This window comes from Streptomyces sp. HUAS ZL42 (assembly GCF_040782645.1).
Classification (GTDB): Bacteria; Actinomycetota; Actinomycetes; order Streptomycetales; family Streptomycetaceae; genus Streptomyces.
In genome coordinates this window covers 102,068-116,461 of the sequence record NZ_CP160403.1, presented here as the reverse complement: position 1 = coordinate 116,461, position 14,394 = coordinate 102,068, and the positions used below count along the sequence as shown (strand labels likewise).

The 14,394-nt window shown below is 68.6% G+C and carries 10 protein-coding genes and 5 pseudogenes; 6 read left to right on the top strand and 9 right to left on the bottom strand.

The features are described from left to right. Positions 1 to 198: 198 nt before the first annotated feature. The 3 pseudogenes from ABZO29_RS00655 to ABZO29_RS00645 all read left to right on the top strand — a co-directional run. Positions 199 to 351, top strand: a pseudogene (locus ABZO29_RS00655) (LexA family protein); the annotation flags it as partial. Positions 352 to 475: 124 nt separating this feature from the next. Then, positions 476 to 1,194 (top strand): annotated as a pseudogene (locus ABZO29_RS00650) (SOS response-associated peptidase); the annotation flags it as partial. A 220-nt stretch (positions 1,195 to 1,414) separates the two neighbouring features. Further along, positions 1,415 to 1,774, top strand: a pseudogene (locus ABZO29_RS00645) (Tn3 family transposase); the annotation flags it as partial. A gap of 81 nt (positions 1,775 to 1,855) precedes the next feature. Here the strand turns inward: ABZO29_RS00645 and ABZO29_RS00640 are convergent. The 4 genes from ABZO29_RS00640 to ABZO29_RS00625 form a co-directional block, all read right to left on the bottom strand. Then, positions 1,856 to 2,857, bottom strand: a complete 1,002-nt coding sequence (locus tag ABZO29_RS00640) for an NAD(P)-dependent oxidoreductase (protein ID WP_367318158.1) — start codon at positions 2,855 to 2,857, stop codon at positions 1,856 to 1,858. After that, positions 2,854 to 3,816 (bottom strand): agmatinase, encoded by a 963-nt coding sequence (gene speB / locus ABZO29_RS00635; RefSeq protein WP_367318157.1) that lies wholly within the window; start codon positions 3,814 to 3,816, stop codon positions 2,854 to 2,856. Before speB ends, ABZO29_RS00640 begins: the two co-directional genes overlap by 4 nt. A 96-nt stretch (positions 3,817 to 3,912) precedes the next feature. Further along, positions 3,913 to 4,677 (bottom strand): class II aldolase/adducin family protein, encoded by a 765-nt coding sequence (locus tag ABZO29_RS00630; RefSeq protein ID WP_367318156.1) that lies wholly within the window; start codon positions 4,675 to 4,677, stop codon positions 3,913 to 3,915. Positions 4,678 to 4,725: 48 nt separating this feature from the next. Next, positions 4,726 to 6,186 carry a sodium:solute symporter gene (locus ABZO29_RS00625; RefSeq protein ID WP_367318155.1) on the bottom strand — a complete coding sequence of 487 codons (1,461 nt, stop codon included), beginning with the start codon at positions 6,184 to 6,186 and terminating at the stop codon, positions 4,726 to 4,728. A gap of 112 nt (positions 6,187 to 6,298) precedes the next feature. Here ABZO29_RS00625 and ABZO29_RS00620 point away from each other — a divergent pair, with 112 nt between their 5' ends. Beyond that, the gene (locus ABZO29_RS00620; protein WP_367318154.1) at positions 6,299 to 7,879 is read left to right on the top strand and encodes a PucR family transcriptional regulator; all 1,581 of its coding nucleotides are present in this window, start codon (positions 6,299 to 6,301) and stop codon (positions 7,877 to 7,879) included. A gap of 237 nt (positions 7,880 to 8,116) precedes the next feature. On the opposite strand, the gene ABZO29_RS00615 is transcribed toward ABZO29_RS00620, so the two are convergent. Beyond that, on the bottom strand, positions 8,117 to 8,296 hold the full coding sequence (locus ABZO29_RS00615) for a DUF6207 family protein (RefSeq protein WP_367318153.1): 180 nt from the start codon (positions 8,294 to 8,296) through the stop codon (positions 8,117 to 8,119). A 204-nt stretch (positions 8,297 to 8,500) separates the two neighbouring features. Between ABZO29_RS00615 and ABZO29_RS00610 the strand changes: the two genes are divergently transcribed. Then, positions 8,501 to 9,325 carry a LuxR C-terminal-related transcriptional regulator gene (locus ABZO29_RS00610; protein WP_367318152.1) on the top strand — a complete coding sequence of 275 codons (825 nt, stop codon included), beginning with the start codon at positions 8,501 to 8,503 and terminating at the stop codon, positions 9,323 to 9,325. 131 nt (positions 9,326 to 9,456) lie between these two features. Here the strand turns inward: ABZO29_RS00610 and ABZO29_RS00605 are convergent. The 3 genes and pseudogenes from ABZO29_RS00605 to ABZO29_RS00595 form a co-directional block, all read right to left on the bottom strand. Beyond that, a pseudogene (locus ABZO29_RS00605) lies at positions 9,457 to 9,759 on the bottom strand (transposase); the annotation flags it as partial. A 78-nt stretch (positions 9,760 to 9,837) separates the two neighbouring features. Beyond that, positions 9,838 to 11,370 (bottom strand): IS4 family transposase, encoded by a 1,533-nt coding sequence (locus ABZO29_RS00600; protein WP_367318151.1) that lies wholly within the window; start codon positions 11,368 to 11,370, stop codon positions 9,838 to 9,840. A gap of 140 nt (positions 11,371 to 11,510) precedes the next feature. Beyond that, a pseudogene (locus tag ABZO29_RS00595) lies at positions 11,511 to 12,649 on the bottom strand (transposase); the annotation flags it as partial. Positions 12,650 to 13,032: 383 nt separating this feature from the next. On the opposite strand from ABZO29_RS00595, the gene ABZO29_RS00590 reads away from it, so the two are divergent. Then, on the top strand, positions 13,033 to 14,109 hold the full coding sequence (locus ABZO29_RS00590) for a S1C family serine protease (RefSeq protein WP_367318150.1): 1,077 nt from the start codon (positions 13,033 to 13,035) through the stop codon (positions 14,107 to 14,109). Here ABZO29_RS00590 and ABZO29_RS00585 read toward each other — a convergent pair. Continuing rightward, on the bottom strand, positions 14,031 to 14,324 hold the full coding sequence (locus ABZO29_RS00585; protein ID WP_367326014.1) for a helix-turn-helix transcriptional regulator: 294 nt from the start codon (positions 14,322 to 14,324) through the stop codon (positions 14,031 to 14,033). The two genes, ABZO29_RS00590 and ABZO29_RS00585, sit on opposite strands and share 79 nt — an antisense overlap. Positions 14,325 to 14,394 lie beyond the last annotated feature (70 nt).

Genomic DNA, 14,394 nt, shown 5'->3' with positions numbered 1-14,394 from the left:
GAGGTCGTCATCGAGGACGGTCCAGTACCGCGTGCCCGAGGGCAGGACCACAGGGAAAGCCCGCATGTGAAACTCCAGTGCTCTGACGGATCGTGCAACAACCCGCCACAGAGCCACACCCCGCGAGTACGAGCGTCCAGTGAGCAACGAGGCACACCACCACCACGTCACACCACATCCGCAGGAACCCCGTAGAACGTCGCCGCGCTCCCGGACGACGAGGGCACCGTGAAGGTGCTGCGCCGACAAGACGGGCGGGTATGGCTCATGCCGCGCAATCCGTCGTACGACCCCATTCCCGGCGACGAGGCGCGGATCCTCGGCAAGGTGGTCGGCGTCCTCCGCGTACTGCGAGAGGAGGGAGTGACGAGCGACGCTCCAGCCCCTTCCTCGTACGCCGTCCCGGCGGCCGCCGCCTGACGCGACACGGCGGCGGCGCGGTTGCGTGACGTAGTAGCGGTGCAAGAGTGGCGTTGTGTGCGGTCGATACGTATCCACTCGCAGCCCGCAGGAGTTGGCCCCGCTCTTCCAGGTACCCGACGTACCTGCCAAGGAGACGCTCGCGCCGAACTGGAACGTCGCCCCGACCAACGACGTATGGGCCGTTCTCGAACGTGCACCCCGCGACAAGGGCGACGCGGCGCCGGTGGAGCGGGCGCTGCGCTGGGGCCTGGTCCCGTCCTGGGCGAAGGACGTGAAGAACGGCGCCCGGATGATCAACGCGCGGGTCGAAACCGTGCACGAAAAGCCTGCGTTCCGCCGCGCGTTCACCCGGCGCCGCTGTCTGCTACCCGCCGACGGCTTCTACGAGTGGCAGCAGGCCAAGGACCCGACACCGGCAAGGCGCGCCAGCAGCCGTACTTCATCCACCCCGAAGACGACCAGGTAATGGCGCTCGCCGGGCTGTACGAATACTGGCGCGACCCGGCCGTCAAACAGGACGACGACCCGGCCGCCTGGCTGATGACCTGCACCATCATCACCACCGAAGCCACCGACACGACCGGCCGCGTCCACCCCCGCATGCCGCTCGCCCTCACCCCTGAGCACTACGACACCTGGCTCGACCCCGCCCACCAGGACCCCGACGAGCTGCGGGCCCTGCTCGGCCAGCCGGCCGACGGCCGCCTGGACGCCCGCCCCGTCTCCACCGCCGTAAACAACGTCCGTAACAAGGGCCCCCAACTCCTGGAGATGAACTGGCCTCCTAGAGCTTGCCCACCGCTGCACGCCTCCCGAAAACGACTTCGCCCAGAGAGCGAGCGCGTCGGAGGCGGGTATCGGCCGTGGGGACCATCGGTACAGCCGTTGGCGCTAAACAATTGATCTTGGTCGCCTGGCGCAGTGATCCGGTCCGGTGCTGGGGTTCGGGGAAAGATCCTCGATCAAGGGCGGGGCCTGGCTACGGTCCGCGCTCACCGTCCAGGAGTCACGCCACAAGCTCGCCCCCGACATCTGCCACGGCAAAAAGGGCACCATCCACCAGGCATACCAGGACGGGATGGAGGATCAGTGGGGCTCGCTGGGTCTCGTCTTGAATGCGGTCGTTCTGTGGACGACTCGCTACCTTGACGCTGCGGTCGCCCAGCTGTGTGCGGAGGGCCACGAGATCCGGGACGAGGATGTCGCCCGGCCGTCCCCGCTCAAGCACCGGAATTTGAACTGCCTGGGCCGCTACAGCTTCACCCCGTCCACCCCGGCGGGCGGGCTGCGGCCCCTGCGTGGCCCGGACGCGGTCGACCTCGACGAGGACGACGACGGCACGGAGGACTGAGCCGGGCCGAGAGCCGGGGGGCCACAGTTCGACGCTGCGGGCATCGGGGCGGCGCCCGGCGCGTGCGGTGGCCTCCCCCGCCTAACTACGCGGCATTGGCCCACGGCCGTCGACGATGACGAGGCCGTCCGGCTGGCGACCGGAGAGCACTGCCCCGACCGCGGCCCCGGCCCAGGAGTGCGCCCTGGCGTGAGCTTCCGGGGAGTACCAGGCGGCATGCGGGTTGAGCACCGTGGATTTCATGGACAGTGCGGGGTCGTCGGCCCGGGGCGGCTCGGTCGGCAGTGTGTCCAGCGCGGCACCCTTCAGCCGCCCCGAGTCCAGTGCCGCGGCCAGTGCGTCGTGGTCGAGGATCTCGCCGCGGGAGACGTTGACCAGGAAGGACCCCAGGGGCATCGCAGCGAGTTCGGCCGCACCGATGAGGTTCGCAGTCTCGGCGGTCAGCGGGACGTGCAGGCTCACCAGGTCGGTTCCGGCCAGCAGGTCGACGAGGTTCTCGACCCGGCGCACTCCGGCCTTCTCGAAATGCTCCTGTGCGACCTTCGGGGCCCACGCGGAGACCGGCATCGACAGTGCCGCCGCGCGCTCGGCCACGGCTCTCGCGATCCGGCCGAAGCCGACCAGTCCCCAGCGGGTGCCGGCGATCCGTCGGGGTCGCACCTGCTCGACGTCCCAGATCCCGCGGCGGACGTCGCGGTCCATGTCCACGGTTCCGCGCAGCAGGCCGACACCGAGTGCCAGGGTGTGGTCGGCGACCTCCTCGGTGCAGTAGCCGGCGCTGCTGGTCACCCAGATTCCGGCCGCGCGGGCGGCCTCGACCGGTACGTGGTCGGAGCCGGCGGAGGTCACCGCGATCACCCGAAGATCCGGCAGCAGCGCCAGGTCCTCGGCGGTCATTGGCACCTCGGGACCGACCAGGAGCGCGACAATGCCTGGTCCTTGCGGGATGGCGGCGACCTGTTCCAGCTGGATCTCCGCCCCCGGCAGGGCATCGCCGAGTGCGGTGCGGACCACCTCCGGATCGGCGAAGGGATCCGCGAGCCCGATGCGGACCAGGCCGCCACCGGCATGTTGCTTGCTCACTTGTCCTCCTGGCGGGCGGCCGCGATCTGACACGACATCATGGTGGTGAGTTCGTAAGCGGTGTGGGAGGCTGCGACTGCGGTGATCTCGGCGTGGTCGTATGCGGGGGCGACCTCGACCACGTCGGCCGAGACGAGGTGGCAGTCGGCCAGACCACGCAGGATCTCCAGCAGTTCGCGGGAGGTGAGGCCGCCGGCCTCGGGGGTTCCGGTGCCTGGGGCGTGCGCCGGGTCCAGGACGTCGATGTCGATGGAGATGTACAGCGGGCGGCTGCCGATGCGCATCCGCAGCTGCTGGGCGACCTCGTCGGCTCCGCGGCGCATGACGTCGGCCGAGGTGACGATGCCGAAGCCCAGCTTCTCGTCGTCGGTAAGGTCCTGCTTGGCGTAGAGGGGGCCGCGGATTCCCACGTGGGATAGCGCCTCGGTGTCGAGGATGCCCTCCTCGACGGCGCGGCGGAACGGGGTGCCGTGGGTGTACGGGGCTCCGAAGTAGGTGTCCAGGTGGGCATCGAAGTGGAGCAATGCGATGGGGCCGTGCTTCTTGGCGACGGCGCGCAGCAGCGGCAGTGCGACGGTGTGGTCGCCGCCGAGGGTCATCAGGCGGGCTCCGGTGGCCAGCAGGCCTTCGGCGGCGGACTGGATCGTTTCGACAGCCTCGCCGATGTCGAAGGGGTTGGCCGCGATGTCACCGGCGTCCGCGACCTGGGCCAGCGCGAAGGGGGACGCGTCCTGGGCCGGGTTGTACGGGCGCAGCAGCCGGGACGCCTCGCGGATGGCGTTGCCGCCGAAGCGGGCGCCGGGCCGGTAGGAGACCCCGGCGTCAAAGGGGACGCCGACCACGGCGATGTCGGCGGTGCCGACCTCGTCCAGCCTGGGGAGTCGGGCGAAGGTCGCGGCACCGCAGTACCGGGGTGTGCGCGAGGAGTCGACGGGGCCGTGCGGGTTGGTGGTGCTCATGGTGGAACAGGCCTTCTTTCCGTGCGCATCGGGGCGGTGCCGGGCCGCCTCAGAGGGTCGCGGCCCGCACGGCTGGTGAGGGCCGCGGACGGTGGATCAGTCTGTGTAGTCGGGAGCGATGCGCTCGACGAGACGCAGCAGGGCCGACCAGGCGAGGTCGTACGCCTTGTCGTCCTGGAGGTCGGAGCTGTCGTCCTCGCCGGCCAGCTGGCGTGCAGTGAGCTCGCAGGTCTCGGGGTCGGGCAGGACGAGTTTGGTGCCGCCGGCCGTGGCCGTGGTCTGGATCTCGCAGGCTTTGTCCAGGTAGTACATGCGCAGGAACGCCTGGGCGGGGGTCTCGCCGACGGTCAGCAGGCCGTGGTTGCGCAGGATCATCGCCGGGTGGCCACCAAGGTCGGCGACGAGCCTGCGCTGTTCGGCGAGGTTGAGGGCGACGCCCTCGTAGGCGTGGTAGCCGAGCCTGCCGTAGAACTCCATGGAGATCTGGTTGAGCGGGAGCAGGCCCTCCTCCTGTGCGGCGACCGCGCACCCGGCCTTGGTGTGGGTGTGCAGGACGCACTGGGCGTAGGGGCGAGCGGCGTGGATGGCGCTGTGGATGACGAAGCCGGCGGGGTTGACGGAGTGAGTGGTCTGTTCGACCGGGTTGCCGCTGAGGTCGATCTTGACCAGGTTCGAGGCGGTGATCTCCTCGAAGAGCAGGCCGTAGGGGTTGATCAGGAAGTGGTGTTCCGGTCCGGGGAGCCGTACCGAGATGTGCGTGAAGATCAGGTCGGTCATCCGAAAGTGCGCCACGAGGCGGTAGACGGCGGCGAGTTCGCGGCGCAGTCGGAGTTCTTCCGGGGAGATGGCGGGGGCGGGCATTGAAGGCCTTTCAACAAGGTACGGGCACGTGCGGTGCGGGTGTGCGGGTCAGGCCGTGCTGAGCTCGGGGGCCGCGGCAGCGGGTTCCTGTTCGCCCGCCAGGCGGCGGCGCCATGCCTGCAGGACCGCTGCCTCGGTCGGCCGGGTCAGGAGACTGGCCGCCACGTACCCGACGAGGCTCGCGAGCAGGCCGTAGTAGATCGGCTCGTTGGCGAGCAGGCCGTCGGTCACCATCAGGACGATCACCGTCGTACCGCCCGCGATCATGGCGGTCAGCGCGCCCTGCAGGTTTCCGCGCCGCCAGACCAGGCCGCCGAGGATCGGGACCAGCAGGCCGCCGACGAGCAGGTTGTAGGCGACGGTGAGTGCCTCGATGACGTCCCCGAGGACGCAGGCAATCACCATGGCGACGATGCCGAGGACGGCGATGGCGAGCCGGTTGGAGCCAACTTCGTCATGCTCCTGGGCGCCGACGGGAACACGACGGCGCAGCCGGGCCCAGATGTCGTTGTTCGCCACGGTCGCGGAGGCGATCAGGGCGCCGCTTGCGGTGGACATCATCGCGGACAGGGCGGCGGCCAGGACCAGGCCGCGGACACCGGTCGGCAGGGCATGCTTGACGATGGTGGCGAACGCCTGGTCGGCGGCGGCCAGGTTCGGGTAGAGCGTCTTGGTGGCCATGCCGATGAACGCGCCGGCCAGGGCGTAGACCAGGCAGTAGATGCCGGCGACGGTGCCGCCCCAGGAGGCGACCTTGTCACTGCGGGCGGTGAAGACCCGCTGCCAGATGTCCTGCCCGATGAGCATGCCGAAGGTGTAGATCAGCACGAAGGTGACGATGGTCTGCCCGCCGATGGAGGTGGGGGAGAGGTAGCCGTGCGGGAGGCGGTCGGCCATCGCGCCGAAGCCGCCCGCCTTGACCACCGCGATCGGCAGCAGCAGGAGCAGAACGCCCAGGCTCTTGACGACGAACTGCACCATATCGGTGAGCGTGATGGACCACATGCCGCCGAGCGCCGAGTAGCCGACGACGATCGTGCCACCGATGACCACCGCGACCCAGCGCGGCACGTCGAACAGGACGTCGAAGACGCTGGCGTACGCGATCGTCGAGGTCACCGCCAGCATGAGGGTGTAGATCCACATGACGACGCCGGAGATCACGCTCGCCGCGTCGCCGTAGCGCAGCGAGAGCATCTCGGCGACCGTGTAGACGCGCAGCCGGGCGATCCGGGCGGAGAAGAAGACGCTGAGCGCCAGCAGGCCGAGGCCGATGGCGAAGACCATGGCGGCGCCGGAGACGCCGTAGGCGTAGCCGAGGCGTACGCCGCCGATGGTGGATGCGCCGCCGAGGACGACGGCGGCCATGGTGCCGGTGTACATGAGCGGGCCGAGGCGGCGGCCGGCGACCAGGAAGTCGCTCTTGGAGGCGGCACGCCGTTTGCCCCACCAGCCGACGCCGATGATGCCCAACAGGTATGCGGCCATGACGAGGTAGTCGACGGTCACGTGATCCTCCGGGGAAGGGAGAGGGGAGAGCGGGGGATGGGGGGTGACATGACCGTAGCCACGGGGTGTACTGGGACTGAAGTGCCGCTTCTGCCCAATGTGGAGATGTTCGTTGGATGAATCCGCCAACGCCGAGCAGCCGTCCGTGCGCCTCGCCGTTCTGCTCGCCGACCCGGGGCTGGGCCTCACCCAGGTCGCAGGTCCGGCGGCCGGGGACCGCCCGGTCAGCACGGTCGGCACTACGGAGATCGAGGACCCCACGCCATACCTCGTCGGCGGCGAACTCCTCCTCACCGCGGGGGTCCGGCTCCCCGACGACGCGGACGGCGTTGACACGTACGTACGACGGGTCGTCGCAGCAGGAGTCGCCGCGCTCGGTTTCGGCGTCGCCCCTGTGCACCCGGAGGTGCCGTCCGAACTCGTCCGGGCCTGCGACCGGCACGGGCTGCCGCTGCTGCGTCTGCCGCCGGCCACCCCCTTCGTCGCCGTCGGGCAGGCCGCCTACGCGGCGATCGCCGAGGCCCGCAACCGCGAGCTGCGTGAGATCTCCCGGGCGCAATCGGCGCTGGCCTCGGCCGCCGCCCGCCCGGACGCCCTCCGTGCCGTCCTGGGCCAGCTCGCCGCCCACACCGGCGCCTGGTCGGTCCTCTACGACGCCCAGGGCACCGAACTCTTCTCGGCGGGCCCCCGCCCCGCACCCCCCGACGCCCCCACGCTCCTCCGCGACCTCGCCGTCCGCACCCTGCGGCAATGGGGCGGCCCCACGGCGGCAGCGGCCCACGAACCCGACCAGGGGATCCATCTGGCCGTCCACACCCTGCCCGGCACGGACCGCACCACCGCGACGGTGGCCCTCGGCCAGGCCGCCACCACGCCTCCGACCGTCGCGCACCGCCGGGTGACGAGCACGGCGACGGTCCTGCTGGCCCTGCTCACCAGCCCGCGGCACGCCCTGAGCACCGACACCCACAGCGTCGGCGCGCTGGTACGGCTCATGCTCGGGGCCAAGCCCGCCGAGGTGGCGCCCGCCCTCGTGTCCGCCGGCAGCGCGAGGGGCGGCCACTGGACGGTGGTGCACGGGCGGCATCTGCCCACACGGTCCGCCTCAGCGCCGCCGACCGACGGCGACCCGGCCCAACTCGCCGCCTTGGGCGCCCTGCTGGGCACCCCCTACGTCTATATGGACGGCCCCTGCCTGAAGGCGCTGATCCCCAGTACCCCCGACGCCCGGCCGAGCGTCCCCGCCCAGGCCGCCGACCTCGGGTGGGTCCTCGGTTACAGCGCGCCCGCGTCCGCACAGGACCTGCCGCACGCCGACACCCAGGCCGAGCGCGCCCTGCAGCGCGCGATCGCCGCCGAGGCCTCCGCCGTCGTCCACACCGCCGACGCTCTCACCCTCCACGCGCTCGTCTCCCCCGCCGACGCCCGGGAACTCGCCCGCACCCGCTTCGCCCCGCTGGACCGGGCCGGGTCGCCAGGGGCCGCGGTCCTCCTCGATACTCTGCGCACCTGGCTGGCCCTTCACGGCAGCTGGGATCGCACCGCGGCGGCTCTGCAGGTCCACCGCAACACCGTGCGCCACCGCCTGACCCGGGTCGCCGACCTCCTCGACGTGGACCTCCAGGACCCCGGCGTCCGCATGGAACTCTGGTTCGCCCTGCAGTGGCTCTCCGGAGAGCCGGCCGACAGTTGAGGGACGGGCACCGACCGCGATCCCTGGGCGCACCCGGTCTACATCGGCGACGTGTGCTCCGCGAGGGAACTGCCGCAAGGCTCCCACTCTGCAGACGACGGTCAAGCTGACGCGCGCCCAGATCACCACGGTCCCGGCCCACAGCAACCGACACGTAGCGCAGCGTTACGACTGTTACGGACGGTCACTCTCATAAATGACCCAGTTGCGAGAGTTCTGAGGATGGCCCGGAGCCGATCACGTTTTCCCAGGTCGCCGTTCGCAGAATGTCCGGGCGACAGCGGCCTGGAAGGCCATCACGGTCGCGTCGTCAGCGCCGGCGACATCGATGACGAGCAGCCCGGGTTCGGCGACGTGCGCCTCTTGGATCGGTTCCACATCTGTCTGTACGCGCCCGGCCGCAGCGAGGTTCTGCACGCGCGCCCGATTCCCCCGATCGAGTCACCCTGAACAGCCAATCGCAATGCGAGTTGCGTATAATGCATGAGTTTTGAGCGATAGAGTCTGCGACATGGGTATGAGTCTCGAAGAGCGGGTGCGGTCGGCGGTGGCGGCGCTCCTGCACGCGGCCGGTGAGTCGCAGACCGAGCTCGCCGCCGCCCTGGGGGTGAGCCAGCCCAGGTGAGCCGCCGTCAGTCCGGCAGCGCTGCCTGGAGCCTGACGGACTGCGCCGCCGCCGACCTCCACCACTACGAGATCATGCTCGTCCCCTCCTGTCCGGCCCGCGCCCAGGTCGCCGAGGCACGCGGCGACTACGAACGGGTCATCGAGGCTCTCACCCCCATCGTCCAGCTCCCCGAGCGCAGGTCGATCGACGAGCCGGGCTTCTGGCCCTGGCCGGACGTCTACGCCAACGCCCTGGTGATGACCGGCCGCCTGGACGAGGCAGATGCCTGCCTCACCCCGCACCAGGAGCGCGCAGCCGCCCGCAGCCGTCGTTCCGCCATGGCCCGGCTGGGGCTGGCACGCGGTCGGCTCGTCGCCGCGCGCGGGGACATCGACACCGCCCGCAAGTACTTCGAGCATGCCCTCGCAGATCTGGAGCACCTGCCCCTGCCGTACGACCGCGCCCGGGTCAACTTCGCCTACGGGCAGACGCTGCGCCGCGCCGGCAAGCGCCGCGAGGCCGACACCGTCCTGAAGAACGCCCGAGATGCTTACGCCACCCTCGGCGCCGACGCGTACGTGCAGCGCTGCGACCGGGAGCTACAGGCGGGAGGCCTGCACACCGCCCGCCTGACACCTGGCATGGCCCGCCTCACCCCGCAGGAACAGGCCGTGGCCCGCCTCGTCGCCGCCGGAGCGATCAACCAGCAGGTGGGGCTGGAGCTGTTCATCTCGGTCAAGACCGTGCAGTACCACCTGACACACGTCTATTCCAAGCTGGGCATCCGCTCCCGCAGCGAACTTGCCGCGCGCTTCAGGGAGATGCCGACCATTGAGTGATCCGCGGTCCTTGGGAACGAGTCTCTGGGGGAAGGCGACACCGTCCCGGCCATCGCACATCTCACCATCGGCCCGCGTTGCTGCATCGGACTAGTGTCTCGTGATGCTGTTCATGGAACTTAGCTTGATCTTTATCCTCGCTGCTGTTTCAGGCGGACGTGTTCGGTGAGGGTTTCGATTCGTTTCACGGTCTTCCCAGGCTCGTGACGTGGGGCTGGCCTGCGGTTTTTCGAGCCGGGTGGGCGTCCTGGCCCGGGCCGGGAGGGTTGGGGCACGCCAGCGGGACGGGCGGTCTTCACGCGGAGGTGGCGGAACCCCCGACGGACCCGGGCTGGGGTGAGCCGGCGCGGCTCGGCGGGCCGTTCCCAGGGGCGGCGGAGGTCCTCGGCGAGGGGCCGGGCGAGGCGGAGCCGGGTGTGGGCGGCGATGATCCAATGCCTCGAGTTAAGGGCCCGGAGACGGTGTCAAATTGTCGGGCAGGGTGATCTTGTACGTATTCGGCGCTGTGCGGGTTAGCAGGCTGTTGCGGGTCCAGAGACAGAGTTGAGAAGCGAGGTTCTTGCGGGACTGGGGTGCCGTAAGCCCCATATGATCGGCGAGGTCGTGGGCGTGCATGGGTTGGTTGGCGTGCGCGGCAAGGATCTGGCAGAGCCGGTCCCAGGGGCTGGATGCCTTCCGGGACGGATCCTGTGCGGTCGGGAGGTAGGTGCTCGGACCGTGATGTCGATGGCAGTGATGGGCGTGCTGTCGCGGGGGCGTTGATCGCGGTTCCAGGTGTGGTAGCGCGAGATTCCGCGCTTCGCGACGCGGGCGGAGGTCCTCGGGCGGCGTTTGGGGAGCAAGGCGGGCAGGAGTCGGGTGCCGATGTGTCCGACCAGGTCCGCCCGGGCGTCGTGTCCGGGGCTCGCTGTCGGGTGAACGGTGAGGGCGACGGTGTCGCGGGCGGCCTCCAGGGCGATGATGAATGCAGCGCGGTCCGGGTCGGTGCCCGGCTGGGTCTCCACGGCGGTGACCATCACGGACCGCAATGCCTGGTAGAGGGTGAGCAGTCCCCATACTTCCTGGGTGAGTCCGGCCGGATCCTTCGAGCGCAGGACGCGGCCCTTGAGGAGTGTGTGACGCAGTGCCAGGTAGGCGCACTCGATCTCCCATCGCTCGTGGTACAGACGGACGAGCTGGTGGGCGGGGTCGGTGCGGTGGTCGGTGAGCGTAGTCAGCAGCCGGAAGGTCTCGCCGAAGGTGCTGCCGCCAGCGGTGCGGGTGCGGATCTCGGCTTCGATGACGCGCAGGGTGAGGCCGGCGATGCGTGTGAGGTAGGAGCCGTCGGGCAGTAGCGTCAGGATCGGCGGATGCCGACGACTGGTGCAACGCACCAGGAACTGTGCGCCGCTGCGGGCGGCTTGTGCGAGCAGGTCATTGGTGTGGAAGGCGCGGTCCGCCAGTAGCAGCATGTCCGGGGTCAAGTTCGAAGTCAGCTGCTGTGCGTAATACGTCTCGCCCCTGGCTACGGGGCCGAAGGCCGCCGCGATCAGGCCGCGGGTTCCGGTTTCGCACAGTGTCATCAGCATCAACCTGGGGTATCCCGCCTGGCCGAGTCGGCTGGCGGGGCGGCCGAGCCAGGACCAGTTCCGTTCATGATCGGGGACGATCAGGCTGCTGCACCCGTCAAAGGCGACCGTCCGCCAGCGCCGGTAACTCACCCCAGGAGTGGACGGCTGGGCCAGCGGCCCCGCCAACACCTCGAACAGTCGCTTGACCGGCTCCGGGCCGATCCGCCGGCGCAGGTCACGAAGCGCCTTCTCGGAAGGCTCGGGGACGCGGGTGGTCAGCCCCGCGACCAGCTTGGTCCACACGAGTCGGGCGCCGAGGTGCTCGAAGAGTCCCAAGGCCAGAACGAAGTACACCCCGACCCTGGAGGGAAGACATCGAAGCCGCCGTTCCCGCGCTCCGGTCTCCTCCAGGACGGCGTCAACCAGCTCCGGGGGCACGACCTGCGTTAACTCACCGAGATGGCCGGGGGCGAACACATCGCTCGTGCCGCCCATGACAGACTGGACCACAGGGCCTCTGCTTTCGGGAAGATCTTGGTCGATCCCCTGAATAGCAGAGGCCCGCAGCATTCCACGACCCTCTTGACAACCGTCTCCGGGCCCCTAACTTCGAGGCATTGGGCGATGATCAGTCAGGTCCACAGGCCGGCCGTGTGCGGATCGCGGACCTTGGGGACGGTCCACCCGAGCGTCTGCTTGAACAGCCGGAAGGTATGTTCAAGATCGAATCTGCGGAGGAACGCCTGCCAGCGCAGGTCGACGTCTGCGCCGGTCATGCCGGTGCGCGAGGACCACAGCCACACCGGCTTGGGGTCGCGGTCGCCAGGCAGGTGGTCGACCTTCAGCCGGATCAACGTGCCGTGGATCAAAGGGAGTTCACCGCAGTGGTCGAGCCAGGGGCCACGAGCCTGCAGGCGGGGATGCATCCGGTCCCAGGCGAGGGCCTCGGCCGTGCCATAGCGAGTGGTGTCGCACGCCGTGGCCTGGTCGGGGGTGTGCCAGGATTCCGGCTTGGAGAAGGTCAGGACGCCGCCGGGCTTGCGGGGCTGCCCGCCGCGAGGGGTGGCGCGGCGCGGGCCGGCATCCCGGAGCATCACCCGGTCCGAGCGCAGCCGGCCGACCAGCTCGACGGGCAGGTCGGCCAGGACGTAGGCGAGGCGGGTGACGTCGTAGCCGGTGTCCATCACGACGAGAATGTCCGCATCGCCCGGCCGCCACTGCCCGGCGTGTACCAGCCTCGTGACCACCTCGCGCAGCTGGGCGGCGGTCACCGCCGTGGCGTCGTCGGCCGGCCCCAGCCGGATCGCGTCCAGCACGGCCGTCCAGGACGTGCGCCCCGTCTCCAGCGCGGCGACGAAGGAGTAGGGCCAGCCGGGGACCGATCCGCGCTGCGGCCTCGCCCGTAGACGTGGCAGAACAGCAACTCCGGGCTCGTGGGGGCGTCAGGACGCAGCCAGTTGCTCACATCCACCGCGAGCACGATCCGCCCGTCGGCGGCACGCGGCAGCGGCGTGGAAGCCAGCAGCCTGCGCAGGCGGCGCGGTTCCAGCCAGCCGTGTTTGACCGCGTCGTACATCGCCCCGTGCCCACGCCGCTGCTCGGCCGTGAGCGTCAACTCGACCAGCGACGTCACCGGGCCGTCCGAGCACAGCACCGCGTGCTCGAAGAGCGCATCCGCCCGCGTGTAGAGGCAGTCGTAGAACTGGACACGAAAATGGGACAGGACACCCAACGCGGCGTCAGAGGACTGTTCAGCGGCGAGACTCTTCACCATCGGCCGTTCCTTCACGCGACGTTGCTCGACACCTCGAAGCGTGAAGAACGGCCGCCCTGCTGTCCCGGGAACGAACCAAGATCAGCGGGTCAGGTGAACGGCCTAGATTAAACGCCAAGCTAAGTTCCATGAACAGCATCACGAGACACTAGTTCACGCCTCAAGGGCAATAGAGCAACTTGAGATCACAGGAGGGGTGAGGCACACAGCAACAGCGCAACAGCCCAATTTTGTTCAGTCTTCACCTTTCCATGACAGGACACGTCAGTTTCCACGACAGGACACGTCAGGCTTATCTGGTTACGCTAGTACCTGTGATGTTTCCGGGCTAGGTCCGGGTGCGTAAGCGAATCGCTCACAGCTCTGAGGGAGGCGTGTCCTCCATGAGCGCAAGTCTCAATCTCTCCCTGGCGTCGGCTCTCCTCGTCGCCATGTGCGGGGCTCCTGTGGCGATAGCAGGCGAGCTCTCTCCCGGAGGCCGTGAGCAGGCCAAGGTGGCTGTTGTGCAAGTGGTAGGCGACTCCGCTGCAGGTACTGGTTTTGTTTATGACGCCAGCAGAGGCCTCGTTGTCACCACTGCGTTCGTTACTGCGGGGCAGAGCAGCCTGGAGGTTCTCCAAGCGGGTAAGCAACAGCCGGTTCCTGCCCAGTTGCTAGGTAGCGATCTCTGCCAGGATCTGGCGGTGCTTAAGCTTACGTCTCCCCTGAAAGGGTTGAAGGGCCTGCAATTCGGGGACAGTGACCTGGTTGTTGACGACGATGCCATCACGTCTCTTGGTTACACGGATGCAGGTACCGCTGGAGCGGACGTCGTTGCTACCGCTGGTGAAGTAGATGAGCCCGCCGAGACAGTCGGCCCCACTTCATCAGACCCCGACCTTCCCTCCCTGATTTACCATTCTGCGGAAGTGAAACCCGGAACCCAAGGAGGACCGGTACTTAATAGTGATGGTGAAGTGGTTGGCATCAACACTGGGACATCTGAAGAGGAAGATCCCTTGATAGGGAAAACCCGTCGGGTGTACGAGGCCATAAGTAGCAATAATGCGAAGTCCGTGCTTCCTGGACTAGCTGCTGGAGCGATGAAGAACGATCCAGGATGGTGGCTTCGCAATGTGTCAGATCCAAATCTCCCGCAGGAGACGGCGCTTGCCGGGATTGCTGAGGCTTCGGTGCAGGACGCGCAGAATCGTCTTCAGGATAAGGGAATTGACGGACTGTTCGTTGTCGACGTCCGCAAGAACTCTCCGGCCGGCAGCGCAAAGATTCAACAAGGCGCCGTGATTACCACGGCCAACGGGGAGGACGTGTCGTCATTCTCCGAACTCTGTGACGTCATTGAGCCTGCGTCGGCTGGTGACAAGCTGAACCTGAGTGGGGTCTACTCGGGAGTCGGTGCAGCCGGGCATAAGTTCGGTGATTCGTGGACTGTCGAGTTGACATTGGAAGGTAATTCGTAGAGGGGTATCTCCGGCAGGTGAGCTTCTGCCGGATGACGAAGTGCCCCATCCAGGTGAAGGTCGTATTGCGTGCGCCGTCCGTCTCTCGCGCGGCTGAGATAGCCGGCCTCTTCGAGGTCGGAGACGATTCTCTGGGCTGTGCGTTCGGTGATGCGGCAGGCTGCGGCGATGTCGCCAAGACGGACGGAAGGCTCGTGTGCGATGGCCGGCAGCACGCGGGCATGGTTGGTCAGGAAGGTCCACCCGCCGCTCTGCTGGTCCACGATGAGTCCTGTTCCTTCGTCA